Here is a 22,083-nt window from a genome sequence, read left to right as displayed (position 1 = left end):
CTTTTAACGTCTTGTGTTTTAGTTGGCGTTTCTACTCGCCAGTACGGATTCTAAGATTGCCATTCGAACAAAAACACCATTGGTCATTTGTTGGACAATCCGTGATTTTGGTGCTTCAACCAAGTGGTCTGCGATTTCTACATCACGATTGACTGGAGCTGGGTGCATAAGGATTGCTGTTTCTTTCAAGCGCTCGTAACGTTCTTGTGTTAAGCCATGTTGGGCATGGTAGTCTTCTTTTGAAAAGACTGCACCACTATCATGGCGTTCATGTTGCACACGGAGAAACATCATGACATCCACCTGATCAATGATTTCATCAATAGTTACAAACTGTCCATAGTCTGCAAACTCTTGACTTCTCCATTCCTCAGGTCCAGCAAAATAAAGTTCTGCACCTAAGCGTTTCAAAATCTGCATATTGGATTTGGCAACGCGTGAATGGTCCAAGTCACCTGCAATAGCGACCTTGAGCCCCTCAAAGTGACCAAATTCCTCATAAATAGTCATCAAATCAAGCAAGCTCTGGCTAGGGTGTTGGCCCGAACCATCTCCACCATTGATGATGGAAGTCGTAATCGTGGGACTAGCAATTAACTCTCTGTAGTAGTCAACCTCTGGGTGACGAATCACACAGACGTCAACTCCTAAAGCAGACAAAGTCAAAATGGTATCATAAAGTGTTTCACCCTTATTGACTGAACTAGTCTTCACATCAAAGTCAAGTCGTTCCAATCCCAGTTTAATCTCTGCCACTTCAAAGGACTTATGCGTCCGTGTAGAATCCTCAAAGAAAAGATTGGAGACAATTGAATGGTCTTCATAGGGAAGCTGAGCTCCATTTTTAAACTCAATTCCTCGCTTGATCAATTTCATCACTTGATCGACAGTGAGGTCTTCCATGGACACCACATGGTTCAATGCTTGTTGATTTTCTGACATGGCTACTCCTTTAGCTTTCTAAGCTTCTTCAGTAATCAGAACTCTGTCTTGGCCATCAAGTTCTGTCATCTCTACGATGATTTCTTCAGAACGACTGGTTGGGATATTTTTTCCAACGTAATCTGGACGGATTGGCAATTCTCTATGTCCACGATCTACTAGAACTGCTAAACTCACGCGCGCAGGACGACCATGACCTACAATATTATCAATAGCAGCACGGATAGTGCGGCCTGTATAAAGCACATCGTCCACCAAGATAACTTCGCGGTCTGTCACATCGACAGAAACCAAAGAAGTATCTTCTCCACTTTTAACATCATCACGGAAAGGTTTTGTATCCAATTCCACAACAGGAACTGAAAGATTTTCTAGTTGCTCCAAACGTTCTTGGATTCGGTGGGCGATAAATACACCACGAGTTTTAATACCAGCCAAGACGATCTTATTCAAATCTTTGTTGCGTTCGATAATCTCATAAGTAATACGCGTAATCGCTCGTTTGACAGTCAATTCGTCTACAACTTCTTTTGCCTTCATGATAAACCTCCAAAAAGAAAAGTCTCCTTAAACAAGGAGACTTGAAATGTATAGCCAAGCGAGCCCTACTGCAAACAGTATAGACTTCACCCTACTACTTAATCGTTCTCCTTGCCTGCCTCACGGGACAGGTTTAAAGGAATATTTAGTTATCAAATACTATAGCACAAAGCATGCTTAAAATCAAGCAAAAACTTTTGAAACCCCATCTTATAAATTGCTAAAATCATATAACTGTGAGTACTGGTCACACTCTGGATTTTTAGGATGACAAATGGCTCTTCCAAAATAAATCATGGCCTGATGGGCAGCTAACCACTGCTCAGGCGGCAAGATATCCATGACCCGCTTTTCCACCTCAAGTGGTGTCGCTGATTTTTTGACGATATCGTGGTGTTTGCAAATACGCTCCACATGAGTATCCACTGCAAAGGCTGGAATCCCAAATCCTACACTCATGACAACATTAGCTGTCTTGCGACCAACACCTGCCAAACTCTCTAATTCCTCTCGTGTTTGAGGGACTTGACCATCAAAATCGTCTAGTAACTGTTGGGCACATTTTTTAAGGAATTTAGCCTTATTTCGATACAGTCCCAGGCGAGAAATGTGTGAAGCAATCTCACTTTCAGTCGCCACAGACATGGCTTGTGGCGTTGGAAAGGCAGAAAAGAGACCTGGTGTGGCCTTATTTACCGCTGCATCCGTTGTCTGTGCTGACAACATGACCGCAACCAAGAGTTCAAAATGATTGGTAAAATCAAGACTTGGCTTAGCATCTGGAAAAAGAGCAATGATTTCTTCTAGCACCTTTCGTGCACGTTTTTTTGACAAGACCATTATTCGTCTCCATCAAATAGTCCTTGTAAGCCAGCAAAAGGACTGTTTTCTTCTTTCTTAACAGCTTGTTGAGCTTGGTATTCTTCCTCAGTCATGATTTGCCAGTCATTTCCTGACACAAATCCTTGACCAGCTTCTTCTTCAGCCGTCAAGACCTTGATAGGAATGTTCAGCAGGATATTGTCTGACACGCTCTCAGCAAGGTCAAGTTCTCCATTTTCGATAGGCAAGACCAAATCATCATCTAAAACTTCTTGATCTAGCTGGTTGGTTGCGCCTTCCATGAAAACTTCCGTTACTGGATACGATTCAACTAACTCAACTGGCTCCATACTGCGACTTGAAGCAAGAACAATGGTATAAGACAACTGATAATCTAAGAAATACATACGGTCTTCGTACTGTACTTTCCCAACTGCAAGGATATCTTTTACATCTAAAATTTCTTGATTACGTGCACGCAGGTCTGCGGCTAGGTCTAAGGTTTGTTCAAAATGCAAGCCTTCAGACTGCTTACGAATTTCTTGAATATTTAATTTCATACTTCCTCCATAAATATTTACTCTCTTGATTATACCATGAAAAAGCTACAAATCAGCCCACCAAACTTTGTAATTAAAATTCGATTTTTTAATATATTTATCACTATATTTTTTGGTGCTATACTATAGGCAAGAATACATGATAGCAAGGAGGATGCTCATATGGAAGACAAAGAACTCATTACTAATGCTTACCACTCGTATTTTAGAGATTGAAATTTCCAGTTTTATGTTGACAAAATTTCCTTAAAGGTATAGTATAAAGATACTAATACTCGGAGGTAATGGAGACATGAACGACTAAGTCTATCAAATAAAGAACCTTTATTTAGTAGATCTTGTTTTTGTCTCTTTTTGTGTGCTCTTTTATGCTCTTTCTTCCGGCATTTTATACTCAATGAAAATCAAAAAGCAAACTAGGAAGCTAGCCGCAGGTTGCTCAAAGCACTGCTTTGAGGTTGTAGATAAGACTGACGAAGTCAGTTACATATATCTACGGTAAGGCGACGCTGACGTGGTTTGAAGAGATTTTCGAAGAGTATTAATAGAGTTTTTTGACATAAACTTTGGCTCTACTAGGTAAAGTAGAGCTTTTTGTTATGCACTATGAACATTCTAGAAAGGGCAATCATATGATAAAAATCAATCACCTGACCATCACACAAAATAAAGATTTACGAGACCTTGTCTCAGACTTAAACATGACCATCCAAGACGGGGAAAAGCTAGCTATTATTGGCGAAGAAGGAAATGGCAAATCAACCTTGCTTAAAACTCTAATGGGGGAAGCTTTGCCTGATTTCACTATCAGGGGAGACATTCAATCTGATTATCAATCAATATCCTACATTCCTCAAAAAGTCCCTGAGGACCTGAAAAAGAAAACTTTACACGACTACTTCTTTTTGGATACTATTGATTTAGATTACAGTGTCCTCTATCGTTTGGCTGAGGAATTGCATTTTGATAGCAATCGATTTGCTAGCGACCAAAAGATTGGCAGTCTATCAGGGGGCGAAGCTTTGAAAATTCAGCTCATCCATGAGTTAGCTAAACCCTTTGAAATCCTATTTTTAGATGAACCTTCAAATGACCTAGACCTTGAGACGGTTGATTGGCTAAAAAATCAGATTCAAAATATTAGACAAACTGTTATTTTCATTTCCCATGATGAAGACTTTCTTTCTCAAACGGCAGACACTATTGTCCACTTGCGACTGGTCAAGCACCGTAAAGAAGCAGAAACGTTAGTAGAGCATTTAGACTATGATTGCTATAGTGAGCAGAGAAAGGCTAATTTTGTCAGACAAAGCCAGCAAGCTGCTAACGACCAGAGAGCCTATGACAAAACCATGAAAAAGCATCGCCGAGTCAAGCAAAATGTAGAAACTGCCCTTCGAGCTACCAAAGACAGTACTGCCGGTCGCTTATTAGCTAAAAAGATGAAAAATGTTCTCTCTCAAGAAAAACGTATTGAAAAGGCAGCTCAGTCTATGACCCAAAAACCACTTGAAGAGGAAGAAATCAGACTTTTCTTCTCAGATATACAGCCATTACCGGCTTCTAAAGTCTTAATCCAACTGGAAAAAGAAAATTTGTCCATCGGCGAGCGAATTTTGTCTCAGGGACTACAACTAACTGTCCGTGGCCAAGAAAAAATCGGTATCATCGGCCCAAATGGTATTGGGAAATCAACTCTGTTAGCCAAGTTACAGCAACTTCTTAATGATAAAAGAGAGATTTCGCTTGGTTTTATGCCACAAGATTACCACAAAAAACTGCAATTGGATTTATCACCAATAGCCTATCTCAGCAAAACTGGGGAAAAAGAGGAACTGCAGAAAATCCAATCCCACTTAGCTAGTCTCAATTTCAGTTATCCAGAAATGCAGCATCAAATTCGCTCCTTATCTGGCGGACAACAGGGAAAACTCCTGCTTTTGGATTTAGTGCTACGAAAACCAAACTTTCTCCTTCTGGATGAACCCACACGAAACTTTTCTCCCACTTCTCAACCCCAAATCAGAAAACTCTTTGCAACCTATCCAGGCGGTCTCATCACTGTTTCACATGACCGTCGTTTCTTAAAAGAGGTCTGTTCGATCATCTATAGCTTGACAGAACACGGTCTGGAGGTAGTTAATTTAGAAGATTCATACTCATGAGGATAATTCTTTGCTTTGGAGCGCTATTTAAACATTATAATCAGTGAATAAATCTTATATCCACATTCAAGTCAATAATTTCTTGTAATCAACTCTAAATAGACGGATAAAAACTACTTCTAACTATCAAAAAACGAGCACCTCCTCGGTTGGAAATGCTCGTTTTCTTATCTTACCATGGTTTATAATTACAATGAGAAATAGGAAACAGCCTTGAATTGGAAAATCTCCTAGATCTACGACCACAAACTTTTTTATCTACCAACTTTTTTATTATGCTGGTTTTTCTTGATTTCCAGCACTTGTTGTAGATTCTGCTGTTTCCTTTTCTGAAGTTGATTCAGCAGGTTTAGAATCTGTTGCGTTGCTCGGTTTGTTTTCGTCGCTAGCAGTTTCACTGTTAGATTCCGCAGTTGCTGATGTTTCAGTTTCGGGACTTGTCTTATCACCATTTGTTTCTGGACTTACTTCTTCACTCGCTATTGATTTTGACTTGATTTCTTGATTCAAGATCAGAATAGCTTTTGTCAATTCAAGTAAAGCAGCCTTATCTTTACTCTTAGCAGAAAGTTGATCTAGTAAAGCATCTACCTTATCAAAGTCCGCGTCAGAACCCTTATTGTTTTCTAAGTAAGCATGAAGTGACATGAGGATATCGTAAAGTTTTTGATAGAGTACAAGTGTCTGAGGATCTTGATCAGCATTTTCCTTCTCTTGTTGAAGGACACTAGCGATACGAGTCAAGACATCTTTTACCTGACTGTTTACTTCATCCAAGTCTGCATCAGCCTTGTTTGTAGCAGCTTTGAGATTTTCTACTTCTTCTCCCAAAGATTGTCTGATTCCTTCTTCTTGGATTTGCTCTAAGAGTTGAGTTGCCTTGCTCAAAAGACTTTCTACTTGTTCCTTGCTGACATGATTCATATGCTCTTCAGGCATAAAGTCTCCGTACAATTCTTTCAAGAAGGCATAAATAGCTGTCTTGGCACTTTGATTATCAACTTTTTCAGTATCTAGAACTGTCTGACTTGATTTCGCAGTAGTTGGCTGAGCTTTCAAAGCTTCTTCCACTTCTTGTTTTGCCTGATAGATACTTGGGAATAGTTTGTTCAATTCTGCTGCCTTAAGGAAGGATTGAGATTGATACAAAGTCCAAGTCAACTGAGCTACTTTGTTTCGAAGTTCATCACTCAAACGACCGTCATTTACGTGTTCGTAGAAGTACTTGATGTATTCCACAGTTGTAACACCTGTTCGGTCATTAAAGTCTTGCAAGGCTTGAAGTTGTGATTCAACCGCTGCTAAACCAGCCTCATCTTTAGCCAATTTAGCTTCTTGGAGTCGAACGAGAAGATCTTTCTTTGGAAGTCCATAAGAGTCTGTATCCAGTGTATTGATTTTATCAATCAAGGCCTGATATTTCTTATCTAAATCACTTGTTTCAACAGGTTTGACACTTTCATCAATATGGATATATTGCTTATCAAAGAGATCCAGTGTCGCAAGATAACCTGCTGTAGAGTTAGTTGCCAGTTTCTTTATGTTTTCAGTAAACTGACCTAAGGCTAACTCAATCTGTCTTTGTTCGATAGGCTTGTCTTTGTAGATGCTTCTGCTATCAGTTAAAAGTTGATCTACTTTTTCCAAGACTGCCTTCTCATCAAAAGCTCCAGGTTGGTAGTTGGATTGTAGAGCTGGAATCTTGTTTTTCAAAGCTACTTCATAGCCCTTAGTTTGCACCTTGATGTAGTGATTGTGGTCGCCATGAGGAATCACAAAACTACCATTTTCTACCTGTAAGCTGTACGGAGACACACCATCTCTCAAAGCAGTGGTATAGAGTTCATTTAGGAAATCAAGTTCTGGATTGCCAGTTTGGAGTGGCAGTCGAACGTGTTCTTTACGAACAGCATAGGGATGGATATGAGTTGGATCGTAGGCTTGGTCTGGATTTCCAAAAACAAAGAATCCGTTTGAAATTCTAATAGCTTCAAGTGGAACGCCATAAGTTTTAGAGATATAAGCAATCTTTTCTTCATCACTAGCATCTCTTGAGAAAGACTCTACTGTTTTAGCAAGAGGTTTTACAGGTTCTACACCATGATGTGTTTTCAGATGATCCTGTGCGGCCTTAATTTGCTCTGCTGTCAAATCTTTCTTAAAGAAGAAATGATTGTGATCTCCGTGTGACATGACAAAGCCTTGTTCATCCTCACTGATGACACGATTGGCATCAAAACCATGATCATGATCTTCACCATGATGGTGGTCATGCTCATCGCCATCGTGATCATCATTGGCTGGGCTTGGTGTTGCTGGAGTTACACCTTTCAAGTGTTCTTGCGCTGCCTTGATTTGATCAGCAGTCAAATCCTTCTTGAAGAAGTAATGGTTATGATCACCATGACTCATAATAAAGCCTTGCTCATCTTCCGCAATAATACGATTAGCATCAAAGCCATGTCCATCTTCTTCATGTTCCTCATGTGAAATTCCTGGATTGATTGGAAGAGATGGAGAAGGTGTTGCTAGACCATTGTTTGGAAGAGTCGGTTGTCCAATTTGATTCGGCTTAAGAATGTAATGGAAATGATCACCATGTCTGACAATATAAGCTGTAGCTGTTTCTTCGACAATATCTTTAGGATTAAAGATATAACCATCAGATGTTGAAGAAATTTCCTTATTTAACATTGAAGAAGCATTATTCAATATAGATGGATTACTTGGAAGACTTCCTAGACTAGACGCTACTTCATTAGGTTTTTCATTTGTAGAAATCGTAGAACCAGTACCACCGATAGGCACCATTCTAGCAATCTTTTCTTCTAAAGGAGAGAGCTTGCTGTAAGGAATAAAGTGATAATGGTCGCCATGCGGAATCGCAACTCCATTTGGTGTACGACTGACAATCTTAGCAGGGTCAAAAACTAAACCATCTGATTCACTGTAACGTTGGTCACTAGGCGAATCATAGAGTTCTTTCAAAAGACTTTGAAGATTTTCAGTTTTGCTTTCTGGCTTGCTAGTTGATCCTTGTGCTACAGATTGCGTGTTATTGTCACTAGCTGCTGAAGAATAGCTTAGCTGACTTGGTTGCGTATTTTTGCCAGCTAAATGAGCTTTAGCGGCTGCTAATTCACTAGCAGACAAATCACTTTTTGGAATGTAGTGATAGTGTCCTCCGTGAGGAACGATATAAGCATCACCAGTATCTTCGATAATATCAGCTGGATTAAAGACATAACCATCATCTGTCGTATAGCGTCCCTGAGACCTTGCTACAGCAACATCAGAGCTGACCTTCTCATTATCTTTGACGTGTTCTTGTTTTTGACGATTGATTTCATCCTTAGTTCGAACATTATCAGCATGAGCTACATCTTTCAGGTAGACATAATATTTTCCATCGACCTTGATGATATAACCACCCTTGACCTCATTGACAATATCTCCATCCTTAAGTTTGTAGTTTGGATCCTTCATCAAGAGTTCTTCACTAAAGAGGGCATCATAAGGAACTTTCCCATTATAGTAATGATAGTGGTCACCGTGTGACGTCACATAGCCCTGATCTGTAATTTTGATGACAATTTGCTCAGCCTGAATTCCTTCTTTCTGGCTAACCTGATCTGGTGTCAGGTTTTCAGTTTTCTGACTTGACTGGCTGCCATCCACATAAGATACACGATTATCGTCCTTATTTTCCTGCGAGCGATGCTGGTTCAGTGCATAGGCGCAAAGACTCAAGGATACGATAACAGCTGATCCAGCTGCTATATACTTTTTACTGAATTTCATAAATCCCTCATTTCAATAAATGATGAAGCTTTTTCTTAACTTCCTTTACTTGATTAAATAGTTTTCTAAATTGGTTGTTTAACCAATTAATTAACCAGTAAATAGTTTACATTTTTTAAGTTTATCTGTCAAGATTTTTATGTCATAAAAAATCATGACCACCCCTAAAACGGGTGGTTTGCCTGTCTCACACCTGACTTAGCGAGACGGACTGAAAGTCACATAATCCAAAATATCGCCCCGTCTGGAGCGATATTTTTATTTTTTCTTTTTCGATGGTGTGTGGATAGCAATCTTCACTTCAAAGATTGTTCCCTTGGGTTTATTATCTTTAACAGTAATGGTTCCTTTAAGCGCATCTACAATTTGCTTGGCCAGAGATAATCCTAAACCAAAACCACCTTTTTGGCGGGTTCTAGCCTTATCCACTCGATAAAAACGGTCAAAAATTTTCTTCTTATCTTCTGTCGAAATACCGACTCCATTATCAGAAACAAGTAAATACAGATTGCGATCGGTCGCCGAGATAAGAAAATCAATTTCACCATCCTCTTCAGTATACTTGACAGCATTATCAAATAAGATGGTCATCAGTTGTTTCAGAAGAAGCTGGTCTGTGACAATCGTGCGATGAATCCGATTTTCAAAACGGAAGACACGATCATTTTCCGAGGCAATCATCTCATAGTTTGTGAAAGTCGTATTGAAAAAACTGGTTGGAACTTCTGCAAGTTCCGGTTTAATCCCATCATCTCTACGAGCTAAGTTCAGCAAGTTTGTCGTCAAAAAACGCATATTTCGGACTTCTTCCAAACTAGAGGCAATGCTTTCGCTCACATCCATAATGGTTGCTTCTGGCTTACGAAAAAGGGTCTCTAAGCGATTTTGCAAAACTGCGAGTGGAGTTCGTAACTCATGACTAGCATTTTCCACAAAGGACTGTTGCTTCTGCATGCTCTCAAGCAGGGGCCTAACACTGACCCTAGCTAGATAGAGACTTGCAAGTAAAGATAAAATCCAGAAACTTGCCATCACAATCACAATCAATTTCTCGTGCTTTTGACTGGCCTGCTCCAACTGACTGGTATTAATCAAGATAGCTGCATACTTGATATTGGTTGAAACCGAACTGATATTGGTTTCCATCAATATCATGCGATAGATTTCTTCTTGTCCATAGCTATTAAAAACCTGAATCTGATAGATATGGCCTAGTTCTTTTTTCTCTAACTTAATCTTATCCAATCCCAAAAATCGATTTCCAGAAAGGAGCTGTGTAAAATTCTTATCAAAAAGAATAACCTCCGTATTGGAACTGACATTGGGTTTTATCTCAGTCTTACTAGTATCTGTAGCGGCATGCTCTAAGTCTTTAATCTCTTCTGTTGCCCTATTTACAGCAAGCTGAATAACTGCCTGAGGATTTTCACTCAGTCCATGAAGCTTATCATCCACCGAAGTATAGAGACTCGAGTGCATGACCTGCAAAATAATTAGAGTCATGGTGGAGAAAATCAGAGTGAAGACACCAAAGTTGCGGATAAAATAACTAAAGTCATCCGCATACCATGTTTTTTTTAGTTTACTGAACATCTTTTAAAATATACCCAACACTGCGCAAGGTTTGCAAATTCTCTGCAAAAGTGGTTCCTTTTAATTTCTTACGAATTTTTGAAACATAGACTTCGACAACTGAAATTGTTGTGTCACTATCAAATCCCCATAAACGATCAAAAATCTGAGTCTTAGGCAAAATAACATTTTGATTTTGAAGGAAATAAACTAATAAATCGAACTCTTTCCCCAGTAATTCGACATGAGTATCTTCAACCTTAACGGTATTGGTTGACAAATTAACTACAATATTTCCATAAGTCAAGGTGTTTTCATTAAACTTGCCTGAACGTTTGAGAAGGGCTTGAATCCGCATTTTGAGTTCTTCTAAGTAGAAAGGTTTGGTCAGATAATCATCCGCTCCCAGTTCAAATCCATGTCCCTTGTCATCCAAACTTTCCTTGGCAGTCATGATCAGAACTGGAGTCGTAATTCCCTTTTCACGCAATTCTTTCAAGACTTGGAAGCCATTTTTTTCTGGCAACATCAAATCGAGCAAAATCAAATCATAGACGCCACTTTCAGCTTCGTAGAGACCTTCTTCCCCATCAAATACCTGCATGACATCCGCAAAATCGTCTAAAAAGTCAAATACTGAATTTGACAGGCCTAGGTCATCCTCAACCAATAAGATTTTTATCATGAGAAACTCCTCCTTATTAAAACCATTATACCAAATTTGCCTTAAAAAAAACTCAACTCTCTGCATTTTATACTCAATGAAAATCAAAGAGCAAACTAGGAAGCTAGCCGCAGGCTGTACTTGAGTACGGCAAGGCGACGCTGACGTGGTTTGAATTTGATTTTCGAAGAGTATTACATGAGATAGCTGAGTTTTCTTTTTATTTTAGGCTCATTTATGAATTTCCGTATTGAAGAACGACTGCTTCCACTGCAGCTTTTTCACGGTTAATCAAGTCAACACGCGCTGCAATTTCCTTGATTCCCATACCGATGTTACGGCTAAGAGCAAGGTCAGAAAGTTGCGGTTCAAAGAATTCCTTGTACTCTGCCAAGCGTTGCTGAGTCTTAAATACGTGTGCAGGAAGGATAACAAAGCTATCAAAGCTCATATCTCCACCAAGAGCTGCCTTAATCCAAGCCCAGTTTTCACGCGCCCAAGACCAAGCTGTTTCCTGAGTTGCTTGGTGAGCTAGGAATTGGTAATACCAAGCAGACAAGTCTTGTGGTTTGACCACAAATTTGTCCTTCCAAGAAGCAATCAAGGTTTGGATATTGTTCGCATCTGTACTGTAAGCAAGAGCAGCTGCCAACTGGCGTTTAAAGACAGCATCTGTTGCGTGAGTATAAGTATCAAGATAAAGTGCTAACAAGTCTTTGGTCTCATGATGTTTCATCTCATTAATCAGAACTTGTGAGCGAATAGCTGCTGGAAGTCCTGCAAGATTCTCCTTGTGTGTTTCGAAGATTTGGCTAGCGACTTGACTAGCTTCTGCACCATTTGAGCGAATCATCATAGAAACAGCCAACTGACGAACCAATTCATCCTCATCTGATTCTCCGTCTTTAGCTTCAAAACCAAGACGGTCATAGTTGTGACGAGCCAATTTAGCAACCAAGGCTTTGAAGGCTCTTTCAGCTTCTGTTCCTTCATCGATAAAGCGCTCAAGAGCAGAAATTACTTCAGAAACAGCTGAAACGACAAGGTAAGATTCTTCCTTAGCAAGTTTATCAAGAACTGGGAGCAAGTCAGCATAAGAAATGTGCCCTGCTTCAGCAAGCAAGCGACGTTCTTGGACGATTTGCAGTTTACTTGTGTTATCAAGCTCAACTAGGTCAGCAAGAACAGCATCTAATAAGCCTCCTTGATAGTCTGTAATGTAGTGGGCTGTATTTTCAGTGTTGAGACGAAGAGCTCCGTCATTTTCAGCAAGAAGAGCTGCGTAGCCAGGGATTTCGATACTTTCAGTTTCAAGTGTATCAGGCAAGCCTTTCCAGTTGCTGTTTAGTGGCACAACCCAGAGACGGTTCTTATCTTCGTTCTCACCGATGAAGAATTGTTTTTGTGAAATCTTCAAGACATCATTTTCAACTTTGACAGTGAGAACTGGATAACCAGGTTGTTCCAACCAAGAATCCATAAAGGCTGAAACATCACGGCCAGATGCTTGACCAAGAGCATCCCAAAGGTCACGACCAATTGTATTGCTGTACTGATGTTTTTCAAAGTAGGCGTGCAAACCTTTGGCAAAATCGACATCACCTAGCCAACGACGAAGCATGTGCATGAGGCGACTTCCTTTGGCATAGACGATAGCTCCGTCAAAGAGCGTATTGATTTCATCTGGATGTTTAACTTCGACGTGAACAGACTGAACACCATCAGTCGCATCGCGTTCAAGAGCGTGAGGTACTCCACCTGTTTGGAAATCTTCAAAGATATTCCAGCTTGGTTCAATAGCATCCACACAGACGTACTCCATCATATTAGCAAAGCTTTCATTGAGCCAAAGGTCATCCCACCATTTCATCGTTACGAGATTCCCAAACCATTGGTGAGCCAATTCATGGGCTACAACAAGGGCAACTTGTTGACGGCTGGCAAAGGTTGAGTTCTCATCCACAACCAAGTAAACTTCACGGTAGGTCACAAGACCCCAGTTTTCCATAGCACCAGCTGAGAAGTCAGGAAGGGCGATGTGGAGAGATTGAGGAATTGGGTACTTAACTCCGTAGTAATCTTCGTAAAACTCGATAGAGCGAACGGCGATGTCCAGTGAGAAATCAAGATTAGATAATGGATGAGCTTTGGTTGAGTAGACACCTACAAGAGTACCGTTTTTAGTTTTAGCCGTCACACCTTGCAAATCACCTGCAACAAAGGACAACAAGTAAGAAGACATACGAGGTGTTGTCTCAAACTTCCAGATACCTGTTTCCTTACGGTTTTCAACATCGATTTCTGGCATGTTAGACAAGGCCAATTCATTTTCTGCTTGGTCAAAACGTAGAGAGAGATCAAAAGTTGCTTTAGCTTCTGGCTCATCCACACATGGGAAGGCTTCGCGCGCAAAATGGCTCTCGAACTGAGTTGACAAGACTTCCTTCTTGACTCCATCAACTGTGTAATAAGAAGGGTAAATCCCTGTCATGTTGTCTGTAATTTTTCCTGAGAAAGCGATAACCACTTCAACTTGACCTGCTTCCGCAAGTTCAATATGAAGGGCTTCATTGTCATGGTCAACTGTAAATGGACGAGCTTGACCTGCAACTTCTACAGAAGCGATTTCCAAGTCTTTTTGATGAAGGGAAATACGGTCACTCTGTGCTTGACCAGTGATGGTCACCTTTCCTGAAAAAGTCTTGGTCTCACGACTCAAGTCTAAAAATAAATCATAATGTTCAGGAACAAATTGCTTAATAAAATGTTCAACTGCTTGCATAGTTTTCTCCTATCTAAGTTTAAGAGCTAAAGCTCTTCTTCAAACAAACTTATTATATCATGTTTTGCTGGAGAAAAAAGGATTGGACAGCGATTTCCAAAACTTTCTTCCTTCTAATAGCCTACAGTGGGTAGACCTTGCGAAATTCTTCTAAAAAAACCTTGCTTTCAGGTGTAAAAGTCAGTCCTACTTCACCCAAACAGTCTGTGAAAAAATCCTCATGAACCTGACGCCAATAGGCTAGGGATTTGTCACCTTCTCCTTCCTTAAAGGCATGTTGAGCAGAAACTTGATTGAAGGGCTGGACAGAAACCTTTGTAATTTCGACAATACAGACAGCCTGATTTTGACTATCTAAAATGACATCAAAAGTTCCTTCTTGAGGAAGAGACTCGGCTTCTAGTGCATAGAGATCGTAGGCTGATGCTGTTGCAGTCTTTTCGCCTCTTAAAACCAAATCTGCTAAAAGGTCTGGTTCCACTCCAAAAGCCCAAGCATCGATTTCATCTCCTATAGAGGGGTTGATTTGCTTGTAGGCATTCCATATTTCTTGCGGTGTCATGGGTGCTCCTTTGTAATTTTTTACTTTCTTCTTTTATGTGTTTAAGATGATCTGGATGGTCAATCTCTAAATTAAAAATCTCTGGAATAGAACTATAGTGGATAATGCATTCGATACCCATCTGATTCATTTTTTGTATGAAAGAAGTATTCAGATAGCCTGCTACAGCAAAATCAATCTTTTTCATCCTTGCTTTATCCTGCATCTGTCTTAGCATATCTAACATTATTGGACTTTCCATATCATGCCATTGACTGTTTCTCACAGTCGCAAAAACAAAAGAAGTCAAATCATTCATTCCAACTACAATCTTGGAAATACCAGCTTCCAGTATGCTGTCCAAGTCAAAATACGCTGACGGTAATTCAATCATCGTGCCAATTTTCCCAGTAAAACCATGCTGACGCAATACTGTAATAGCTTGCTTTAACTGCTCAGCATCATTGACAAAAGGAAAAATAACAGATAGATTGGGATTGTTTTTATAAACTTCTGTAACGACATGTGCTTCAGCCTGAAATTCATCCGGACACGCCAGCAAACGCCTAGTTCCTCTATATCCAAATAAGGGATGATTTTCATCAAAATACTCTTTAGTCGCCTTTAAACAATTAGCTTCTGTATTCGTTAATTCAGAAAAACGATACCAGATCTCCTCATCTGAGTACAAGGAACAGATAGTATCTAGATAATCTTTTACAAATTGCTGACAACTTGCTAATATGATGTTTTGATTAAGCTCTCTCAACAAATATTCCCCACGAATCATGCCAACATGATGAAATAGTTGTGGGTAAACTTTTTCATCAAGTTTTTCGCCACTAAGGGCAAGTTGGTTTCTCATCATTCACCTTCCAATTCATGTAAGAAGTATTGTCAAGTTCTGGAAATCCTAATAATTCTGCTTTGACCGTCAAGACTAGTGGCAATGCATTTTCTTTGGAATAGCTTCTAACAGTAAATCCTGTCTCTTCCATAACTTCTCTAGTCAGCGTTTCCGTCAGTCCTTCACCAAGTTGCTGACTACTACCAGGAAGGTTTAACCTATTTTTTTTAGGATCAGTGATTTTTGATATCCATCCAACTCCTCCTACTTCAAAGACCAGCCACCATCTATTGTCAAGATTTGTCCTTGCATGGTAGATGCCTTTCCACTGGCCAAAAAGAGACTGACTTCTGCTACTTCCTCTGGCTCGATCCAGCGTTTGATTGGAGTTTCACTAGCCACCCAGTCCGCTAAACCACCTGGTTCAAAGTCGGCAGCGGTCATACCCGTCTTGACTGCTCCTGGAGCAATCCCAAAGACCTGAATCCCAGCTTCTGCATAGTCTAGAGCCAACTGCTTGGTAAATCCAGCCAAGGCGTGCTTCGAAGAAGTATAGGCGTGTCCACCACCACCTGCTAGGCTCGAAGCGATGGAGCACATGTTGATAATAATCCCTTTTTTATTCTCCAACATTTGAGTCAAATAATAGCGAGTCAACTCAACAGGAGTCACATAGTTGATTTCAAAAATCTCTTGAATTTCCTGCGCTGATTGTTCCAAAAGTGGTTTGTAATCATCCAACACTCCAGCAGTATTGCACAAAACATCCACCCGAGGACACCAGTCAAAAATAGGCTCCAAGTCCAAGGTTAAATCTCTCTGTAAAAAGTGGAAATCACCTTCTAAGAGTGGATTTTCACCTTGGTCAACTCCATAAACTTGATAGCCCTTCTCTAAAAAAAGGCGAGCCTGAGCCAATCCGATACCTGAACTCACTCCCGTAATCAATACACGTCTAGTCATGCACTTCTACCCAATCCGTCGCCAAAACATCACAAGGTGTCGGACTCCACATGGAAAAACCTTCTCCCTCCCCAGAAACGTTGATTAGGAAATAAGGTGTCACTTCAAGTGCAACCCCATTTTGCTCGATAGTGTCAAAAAGTTGGACATAGTTTTCAGCACCTCCCCAACCAGTTCGTACATATTTTTTCTTATCCTTTAATCCAGGCAGAATTTCTTCAAATGTCATGGTTTTCTCCTTTTATTCTACATTCTTCATTTAATTATAACAAAAAACCGTTGTGCAACGGCTTTTTGACTCATTTTAAATCAAAATCAATAAGCATTTTATAATTATAGTCATTTAGTTTTAAAAAAGCGTTCCAAACATTCAAAAATATTTGGAACTTCCCTTAATAAATCCGTCACTTTCTTTTTCAAGATAGCCCAAGTTTGCTCAATAGGATTCAAATCTGGTGAATAAGATACTAGAGGTAAGAAAAAGTGTCTATCTTGGATACACAGTTCATCCAAGATATGTTTGGGACGAAAACTAGCATTGTCCATAACAATAACATGAGGTGTCTTCAAATCAGGCAAGAGCTGCGTTTTGAACCACTCCACAAAGAAATCACTCGTCATACTTTCCTTGTAAATCATGGGAGCTATAAACTCTCCGTCTACTTGTCCTGAAACAATTGAAGTCCGCTCAAAACGCCGTCCGCTAATCTTTTCATAGACTTTCTTCCCTCTAGGAGCGCGTGCATAGGGACGATAGAGGTAGCGGTCGATTCCCGTTTCGCCAATATATACGACTGATAAATCTTTTAGGTTATCCAAAATATCAAGAAATTCAGCGACTTTCTCAGAATCTTGTTCTTTAAAGCTAGTCATCTTTTTTAAAGTGATATGAATTTGCTTTAAAGCTCCCCATACTGAAGGAACAGCACAATCAAAATGTGCCGCAATTTCCCGTAAAAAAGCATCTGGATGAGCCTCTACAAAGGCTTTCAATTCCTCTAAAGGAATTTTCCACTTTTTGACGACTCACTTTTTCCGCTCTAAGTGTCCTTGCTCACGTCTTTCTTTTCCCACGTGAAGAGAGTTCTGCCGCCAACATCAAAAACTTTGTATGTCTCGACATGTCTGTGTCCCTCTTTGATGTAATCTAATGCTCCTTGTTCAAAATCTCTACTATATGCCATAGCTTTATTATAAGATGCTTATTTTAAACTAAGCAACTATATCGTGGCTTGAACTGACTATTTTATATATTGTCTTACTTCGTCCTCACAAAACTATATCAAAAATCAAAAGCGCTTAGGAAAAAACTCTATTTCATGAGAGAATACAATAAATCTTCCCACAATAAAATGCATAATATCAAGTTTTTTGGCTCCTGATATCATGCATTTTCTGTTCTTAAAACCTTTTTTCTCAGTCTATTGTTGTTACAAGTTCATCTTCAAGATACTTGATTGGGGGTAAATCTAAAAACAAATTTTACCCAACTGATCCTTCCATCTCATAGCTAATCAAACGGTTCAGCTCAACTGCATATTCCATTGGAAGCTCTTTTGTAAATGGTTCTACAAATCCCATAACAATCATCTCAGTTGCCTCAGATTCTGACAATCCACGGCTCATAAGGTAATAGAGTTGCTCTTCTGAAATCTTAGATACCTTAGCTTCGTGTTCCAAAGCTACTTGCGAGTTGTGAATTTCATTAAATGGAATGGTATCTGATGCTGACAAGTCATCCATGATAATGGTATCACATTCGATGTGAGAGACAGATTTCTTAGAGTTTTTGTTAAAGGTTACTTGTCCACGGTAGTCAACCTTCCCTCCGCCTTTAGCAATGGATTTAGACACGATAGACGAGCTTGTATGTGGAGCATTGTGTATCATCTTGGCACCCGTGTCTTGGTGTTGTCCAGCATTGGCAAAGGCAATAGAAAGCATAGTACCACGCGCCCCTTCTCCATCTAGATAAACAGATGGGTATTTCATGGTTGTTTTGGCACCCAAGTTTCCATCAATCCACTCAACAGTTGCATCTTTCAAGGCTTTAGCACGTTTGGTTACCAAGTTATAGACGTTATCAGACCAGTTTTGGATGGTTGTATAACGCATATAAGCTCCATCCAAGGCAAAGATTTCTACGATGGCCGCATGCAAGCTGTTACTTGAATAAGTTGGTGCTGTACAGCCCTCTACGTAGTGGACACTTGCTCCCTCATCAACGATAATCAAGGTACGTTCAAACTGACCAGTATTTTCGTTGTTGATACGGAAGTAAGTTTGAAGTGGGATATCCACTTTGACCCCTTTTGGTACGTAGATAAAGGTTCCACCAGACCATACTGCTGAGTTAAGGGCAGCCAACTTGTTATCTGTTGGCGGTACCAACTTCGCAAAGTATTGTTTAAACAAGTCTGGGTATTCCTTGAGGGCAGAATCCGTATCTGTAAAGATAATCCCCAATTTCTGGAACTCTTCCTTCATGTTGTGGTAAACCACTTCTGACTCGTACTGGGCAGAGGCACCTGCTAAATAAGCACGCTCAGCTTCCGGAATCCCGATACGTTCAAAGGTTTCTTTAATTTTTTCAGGAACTTCGTCCCATGAACGCGCTGGTTTGTCAGATGGTTTTTGATAGTAGATCAAGTCATCAAAATCAATCTCTGACAAGTCTGCTCCCCAAGTTTGCATAGGCATTTTTTTGAAGGTTTCATAAGACTTCAAACGGAATTCTAGCATCCACTCAGGTTCTCCCTTAGCAGCTGATAGTTCACGAATGACATCTTCATTCAATCCTTTTCCTGTCGATAGGACAGGCTCTACATCATCATGGAAACCAAATTTATATTCACCAAGGTCAATTGGTTTTGGTTCTACTCTTTCTTCAGCCATAATATACTTTCTTTCATTCTTCATTTCTAATAGTCCATAAGACAAAAGAAACTTGTCTTACTTGTTTTCTTGATTTTTAATTGTTTTCTTCAGGGCATTCCAAGCTAGGGTTGCACACTTAATTCGTTGAGGGAATTTTGCAACGCCTGATAAGAAAGATGCATCTCCAAGTTGGTCTTGACGCTCATCTTTTTGCCCTTGAACCATTTCAGAAAAAATAGTCGCAAGTTCTAAAATTTCTTGTTTGGTTTTTCCTAAAACGGCATCTGTCATCATGCTAGCAGAGGCAGTCGAGATGGTACAACCTGAGTTTAGAAAAGCAATATCTTCCAAACGGTCCTCTGCATCAAACTTGACAGAGAGATTGATAACATCTCCACAGGTCGGATTGTTGAGACTGATTTGCTCAGCGTCTTCCAACTTCCCTTGATGATGTGGATTTTTCGAATGATCCGCTACCACTGCCATATAGAGGCTATCTAGTTTAGAAAGTGCCATTGAAAAACTCCTTTGTCTTTTGTAAGGCATCGACTAGCTTGTCGCAATCTGCCTTGGTATTGTAGATATAAAAACTTGCACGAGCTGTAGCTGGAACGTCCAAATACTGAAGCAAGGGTTGGGCACAATGGTGACCAGCACGAACAGCCACTCCTTCATAATCCAGAGCCGTCGCAAGATCGTGCGGATGAAGGTCGCCTAGGTTAAAGGCAATGACACCTGACCGTTGAGCCAAGTCCTGTGAACCATAAATGGTCAATCCTTCAATCTCCTGCAGTTTTGGATAGACGTATGCGATCAATTCCTGTTCATGGGCTTCAATGGCATCCATACCAATCTTTTCCAGATAATCCACTGCCGCAGCAAGTCCGATTGCACCAGCCATATTTGGAGTTCCTGCCTCGAATTTCCAAGGCAACTCCTTCCAGCTAGCAGATTGTTCATAAACGAAATCAATCATCTCACCACCAAATTCAACTGGTGACATTTGCTCCAGATACTTTTCTTTGCCGTAAAGAACACCGATACCAGTTGGGCCAGCCATCTTGTGACCTGAAAAGGCAAAGAAGTCCACATCCAAGTCCTGAACATCAATCTTCATATGAGGCGTAGACTGAGCACCATCCACCACCATGATAGCTCCAACTTGATGGGCTAATTGGGTGATTTCTTTGATTGGATTGACCACACCCAGAACATTTGAGGCGTGAGCTAGGCAGACAAATTTGACCTTATAAGTCAATTTAGCCCTCAAATCATCCATATCCAAGGTTCCATCCTTGAGATAGACATAAACAAGCTCCGCTCCAGTCTTGCGGCAGGCTTCCTGCCAAGGAATGATATTAGAATGGTGTTCCATGACGGAAATCAAGACCTGGTCTCCCTCAGCCAAGACTTCCTCAGCATAACGCGCTACCCAGTTAAGACTGGTTGTCGTTCCTCTAGTAAAGAGAACTTCCTTTGTTGACCCTGCATTGATAAACTTACGAATGGTTTCACGAGCTGCCTCATAAGAAGCTGTCGCCCTTTCTGCCAAGGTATGAACGCCACGATGAACATTAGCATTGTCGTTCTCATAGTAGCGGTTAATCGTTTCCAGAACTGCTAGTGGTTTTTGTGTCGTCGCGGCATTGTCCAAATAAACCAATGGTTCATCATTAACAATCTGGTCTAAAATTGGAAAATCCTTGCGAATCACTTCTACATCTAACATAGCCTACCCCTTAGCGTTTTGACAATTTTTCTTCGATAGTTGCAATCATTTCATCACGAACTTCCTTGACTGGAATCTCAACGATAACAGATCCAAGGAAACCACGAACAACCAAGCGTTCTGCAGTTGCCTTATCCAAGCCACGGCTCATGAGGTAGTACATATCTTCTGGATCTACCTGACCGATAGAAGCCGCGTGTCCTGCAGTTACGTCATTTTCATCAATCAAAAGAATTGGATTAGCATCTGAACGAGCCTGGTCTGAAAGCATGAGAACACGACTTTCTTGTTGCGCATCTGCTCCCTTGGCACCCTTGATAATGTGACCAATACCATTGAAGGTTAAGGTTGCTTTTTCAAGAATAACCCCATGTTGTAGGATATTTCCGATTGAGTTGCAACCATAGTTAGTTACTCGGGTATCAATCCCTTGTACCTGACGGCCACTTGAAAGAGCTACCACTTTAAGGTCCGCATGGCTACCATTTCCAATCAAGTCGCTATCAAAGTCCGCAACGACGTTTCCTTCGTTCATGACACCGATTGCCCAGTCAATGCTTGCATCGTTGCCTAATTTACCACGACGGCTAATGTAAGCAGTGACGTTTTCACCTAGACGGTCAATCGCAGCAAACTTCACTTGCGCACCAGAACGTGCAATTACTTCTACTGTGATATTAGCAGTTGCTTTGGCACTTCCTTCACCGCGTGATTCTAAACGTTCCAGATAACTAATCTTAGAGTTTTTACCAGCGATAATCATAATATGCTTGTTAAACGGCACATCACTATCGCTGTCTTGATAGAAAATTCCTTCGATTGGTTCTTTAATCTCAACATTATCAGGAATGTAGAGAACAGCACCACTATTGAAATAAGCAGTATGGTAGGCTGCTAATTTGTCATCGTCATACTTAACAGATGACATGAAGAATTCCTCAATAAGCTCTGGAATTTCTTCTAAAGCTGAGTGGAAGTCTGTAAAGACGACACCCTGTTCAGCTAACTCAACTGGAGTTTGCTCAAAAACAGTTTGAGTTCCTACTTGCACCAACTTCAAGTGGTTATCTAGTGCAGTGAAATCTGGAACATTTGCTGATGGCTCGCTTTCTGTAATCGTTCCATCACCCAGATTCCAACGGTGGAATTTGACACGCTCAATAACTGGTAATTCTAAACTCTCAATCTTATCAAAAGCTTTTTGACGGAGTTCAGCCAACCAGCTTGGTTCAGCGTGCATTTCTGAAAAAAGTTTAATAGTTTCTTTAGTCATTTACT

20 protein-coding genes are annotated in these 22,083 nt (G+C 40.4%); 1 reads left to right on the top strand and 19 read right to left on the bottom strand.

The window, feature by feature from the left end; all coding sequences use genetic code 11:
- Positions 1-18: 18 nt before the first annotated feature.
- The 4 genes from ACWPV5_RS03205 to ACWPV5_RS03190 form a co-directional block, all read right to left on the bottom strand.
- Positions 19-942, bottom strand: coding sequence for an aspartate carbamoyltransferase catalytic subunit (locus ACWPV5_RS03205; protein WP_023942684.1), 924 nt, complete (start codon positions 940-942; stop codon positions 19-21).
- Between the two features lie 18 nt (positions 943-960).
- Positions 961-1,482 carry a bifunctional pyr operon transcriptional regulator/uracil phosphoribosyltransferase PyrR gene (pyrR, locus tag ACWPV5_RS03200; protein ID WP_004257972.1) on the bottom strand — a complete coding sequence of 174 codons (522 nt, stop codon included), beginning with the start codon at positions 1,480-1,482 and terminating at the stop codon, positions 961-963.
- 210 nt (positions 1,483-1,692) lie between these two features.
- Positions 1,693-2,322, bottom strand: coding sequence for an endonuclease III (gene nth, locus ACWPV5_RS03195; RefSeq protein WP_219966591.1), 630 nt, complete (start codon positions 2,320-2,322; stop codon positions 1,693-1,695).
- Positions 2,322-2,864: a YceD family protein gene (locus ACWPV5_RS03190; protein ID WP_000773212.1), complete on the bottom strand. Its 543-nt coding sequence runs from the start codon at positions 2,862-2,864 to the stop codon at positions 2,322-2,324. The genes nth and ACWPV5_RS03190 overlap by 1 nt, the downstream gene beginning before the upstream one ends.
- 599 nt (positions 2,865-3,463) lie before the next feature.
- Here ACWPV5_RS03190 and ACWPV5_RS03185 point away from each other — a divergent pair.
- Positions 3,464-5,029, top strand: coding sequence for an ATP-binding cassette domain-containing protein (locus ACWPV5_RS03185; RefSeq protein WP_454382250.1), 1,566 nt, complete (start codon positions 3,464-3,466; stop codon positions 5,027-5,029).
- A 273-nt stretch (positions 5,030-5,302) separates the two neighbouring features.
- Here ACWPV5_RS03185 and ACWPV5_RS03180 read toward each other — a convergent pair whose 3' ends face one another.
- The 15 genes from ACWPV5_RS03180 to sufD form a co-directional block, all read right to left on the bottom strand.
- Positions 5,303-8,830, bottom strand: a complete 3,528-nt coding sequence (locus tag ACWPV5_RS03180; RefSeq protein ID WP_454382248.1) for a pneumococcal-type histidine triad protein — start codon at positions 8,828-8,830, stop codon at positions 5,303-5,305.
- 258 nt (positions 8,831-9,088) lie between these two features.
- The gene (ciaH, locus tag ACWPV5_RS03175; protein WP_219966588.1) at positions 9,089-10,423 is read right to left on the bottom strand and encodes a sensor histidine kinase; all 1,335 of its coding nucleotides are present in this window, start codon (positions 10,421-10,423) and stop codon (positions 9,089-9,091) included.
- Positions 10,413-11,087, bottom strand: a complete 675-nt coding sequence (gene ciaR / locus ACWPV5_RS03170) for a two-component system response regulator CiaR (RefSeq protein ID WP_101785053.1) — start codon at positions 11,085-11,087, stop codon at positions 10,413-10,415. The genes ciaH and ciaR overlap by 11 nt, the downstream gene beginning before the upstream one ends.
- A 214-nt stretch (positions 11,088-11,301) precedes the next feature.
- A complete protein-coding gene (locus ACWPV5_RS03165; RefSeq protein WP_219966587.1) occupies positions 11,302-13,848 on the bottom strand; it encodes a M1 family metallopeptidase in 2,547 nt (848 codons plus the stop codon).
- Between the two features lie 121 nt (positions 13,849-13,969).
- The gene (locus tag ACWPV5_RS03160) at positions 13,970-14,410 is read right to left on the bottom strand and encodes an ASCH domain-containing protein (RefSeq protein ID WP_219966586.1); all 441 of its coding nucleotides are present in this window, start codon (positions 14,408-14,410) and stop codon (positions 13,970-13,972) included.
- Positions 14,352-15,254: a putative PEP-binding protein gene (locus ACWPV5_RS03155; protein WP_219966944.1), complete on the bottom strand. Its 903-nt coding sequence runs from the start codon at positions 15,252-15,254 to the stop codon at positions 14,352-14,354. Before ACWPV5_RS03155 ends, ACWPV5_RS03160 begins: the two co-directional genes overlap by 59 nt.
- Positions 15,232-15,516 carry an NUDIX hydrolase gene (locus ACWPV5_RS03150; RefSeq protein WP_219966945.1) on the bottom strand — a complete coding sequence of 95 codons (285 nt, stop codon included), beginning with the start codon at positions 15,514-15,516 and terminating at the stop codon, positions 15,232-15,234. The genes ACWPV5_RS03155 and ACWPV5_RS03150 overlap by 23 nt, the downstream gene beginning before the upstream one ends.
- Positions 15,501-16,199, bottom strand: coding sequence for a 3-oxoacyl-ACP reductase (locus tag ACWPV5_RS03145; RefSeq protein ID WP_219966585.1), 699 nt, complete (start codon positions 16,197-16,199; stop codon positions 15,501-15,503). The genes ACWPV5_RS03150 and ACWPV5_RS03145 overlap by 16 nt, the downstream gene beginning before the upstream one ends.
- A complete protein-coding gene (locus tag ACWPV5_RS03140) occupies positions 16,192-16,428 on the bottom strand; it encodes a DUF2829 domain-containing protein (protein WP_000141924.1) in 237 nt (78 codons plus the stop codon). The genes ACWPV5_RS03145 and ACWPV5_RS03140 overlap by 8 nt, the downstream gene beginning before the upstream one ends.
- A gap of 110 nt (positions 16,429-16,538) precedes the next feature.
- A complete protein-coding gene (locus ACWPV5_RS03135) occupies positions 16,539-17,192 on the bottom strand; it encodes a transposase (RefSeq protein ID WP_371470186.1) in 654 nt (217 codons plus the stop codon).
- Positions 17,193-17,239: 47 nt separating this feature from the next.
- Positions 17,240-17,383, bottom strand: a complete 144-nt coding sequence (locus tag ACWPV5_RS03130; RefSeq protein WP_371470185.1) for an IS630 transposase-related protein — start codon at positions 17,381-17,383, stop codon at positions 17,240-17,242.
- Between the two features lie 298 nt (positions 17,384-17,681).
- On the bottom strand, positions 17,682-19,094 hold the full coding sequence (gene sufB / locus ACWPV5_RS03125) for a Fe-S cluster assembly protein SufB (protein WP_000797053.1): 1,413 nt from the start codon (positions 19,092-19,094) through the stop codon (positions 17,682-17,684).
- A gap of 57 nt (positions 19,095-19,151) precedes the next feature.
- On the bottom strand, positions 19,152-19,592 hold the full coding sequence (gene sufU, locus ACWPV5_RS03120) for a Fe-S cluster assembly sulfur transfer protein SufU (protein ID WP_261043770.1): 441 nt from the start codon (positions 19,590-19,592) through the stop codon (positions 19,152-19,154).
- Entirely contained in the window at positions 19,579-20,805 is a 1,227-nt protein-coding gene (locus ACWPV5_RS03115) for a cysteine desulfurase (protein ID WP_261043772.1), read from the bottom strand. The genes sufU and ACWPV5_RS03115 overlap by 14 nt, the downstream gene beginning before the upstream one ends.
- A 10-nt stretch (positions 20,806-20,815) precedes the next feature.
- A complete protein-coding gene (sufD, locus tag ACWPV5_RS03110; RefSeq protein ID WP_261043774.1) occupies positions 20,816-22,078 on the bottom strand; it encodes a Fe-S cluster assembly protein SufD in 1,263 nt (420 codons plus the stop codon).
- Positions 22,079-22,083: the final 5 nt, after the last annotated feature.

Source organism: Streptococcus sp. Marseille-Q7156 (assembly GCF_965119495.1).
The sequence above is the reverse complement of the archived record's forward strand: the minus strand, read 5'-3'. Positions and strand labels throughout refer to the sequence as shown.

What these genes read in the sequence shown, in the direction of transcription:
- ACWPV5_RS03145 (WP_219966585.1), bottom strand. Translation starts at nt 16,199, where the DNA reads ATGACTAGACGTGTATTGATTACGGGAGTGAGTTCAGGTATCGGATTG.
- ciaH (WP_219966588.1), bottom strand. Translation starts at nt 10,423, where the DNA reads ATGTTCAGTAAACTAAAAAAAACATGGTATGCGGATGACTTTAGTTAT.
- pyrR (WP_004257972.1), bottom strand. Translation starts at nt 1,482, where the DNA reads ATGAAGGCAAAAGAAGTTGTAGACGAATTGACTGTCAAACGAGCGATT.
- ACWPV5_RS03165 (WP_219966587.1), bottom strand. Translation starts at nt 13,848, where the DNA reads ATGCAAGCAGTTGAACATTTTATTAAGCAATTTGTTCCTGAACATTAT.
- ciaR (WP_101785053.1), bottom strand. Translation starts at nt 11,087, where the DNA reads ATGATAAAAATCTTATTGGTTGAGGATGACCTAGGCCTGTCAAATTCA.
- sufB (WP_000797053.1), bottom strand. Translation starts at nt 19,094, where the DNA reads ATGGCTGAAGAAAGAGTAGAACCAAAACCAATTGACCTTGGTGAATAT.
- ACWPV5_RS03185 (WP_454382250.1), top strand. Translation starts at nt 3,464, where the DNA reads ATGCACTATGAACATTCTAGAAAGGGCAATCATATGATAAAAATCAAT.
- ACWPV5_RS03180 (WP_454382248.1), bottom strand. Translation starts at nt 8,830, where the DNA reads ATGAAATTCAGTAAAAAGTATATAGCAGCTGGATCAGCTGTTATCGTA.
- ACWPV5_RS03205 (WP_023942684.1), bottom strand. Translation starts at nt 942, where the DNA reads ATGTCAGAAAATCAACAAGCATTGAACCATGTGGTGTCCATGGAAGAC.
- sufU (WP_261043770.1), bottom strand. Translation starts at nt 19,592, where the DNA reads ATGGCACTTTCTAAACTAGATAGCCTCTATATGGCAGTGGTAGCGGAT.
- ACWPV5_RS03140 (WP_000141924.1), bottom strand. Translation starts at nt 16,428, where the DNA reads ATGACATTTGAAGAAATTCTGCCTGGATTAAAGGATAAGAAAAAATAT.
- ACWPV5_RS03155 (WP_219966944.1), bottom strand. Translation starts at nt 15,254, where the DNA reads ATGAGAAACCAACTTGCCCTTAGTGGCGAAAAACTTGATGAAAAAGTT.
- ACWPV5_RS03115 (WP_261043772.1), bottom strand. Translation starts at nt 20,805, where the DNA reads ATGTTAGATGTAGAAGTGATTCGCAAGGATTTTCCAATTTTAGACCAG.
- ACWPV5_RS03130 (WP_371470185.1), bottom strand. Translation starts at nt 17,383, where the DNA reads ATGGCATATAGTAGAGATTTTGAACAAGGAGCATTAGATTACATCAAA.
- sufD (WP_261043774.1), bottom strand. Translation starts at nt 22,078, where the DNA reads ATGACTAAAGAAACTATTAAACTTTTTTCAGAAATGCACGCTGAACCA.
- ACWPV5_RS03160 (WP_219966586.1), bottom strand. Translation starts at nt 14,410, where the DNA reads ATGACACCGCAAGAAATATGGAATGCCTACAAGCAAATCAACCCCTCT.
- nth (WP_219966591.1), bottom strand. Translation starts at nt 2,322, where the DNA reads ATGGTCTTGTCAAAAAAACGTGCACGAAAGGTGCTAGAAGAAATCATT.
- ACWPV5_RS03190 (WP_000773212.1), bottom strand. Translation starts at nt 2,864, where the DNA reads ATGAAATTAAATATTCAAGAAATTCGTAAGCAGTCTGAAGGCTTGCAT.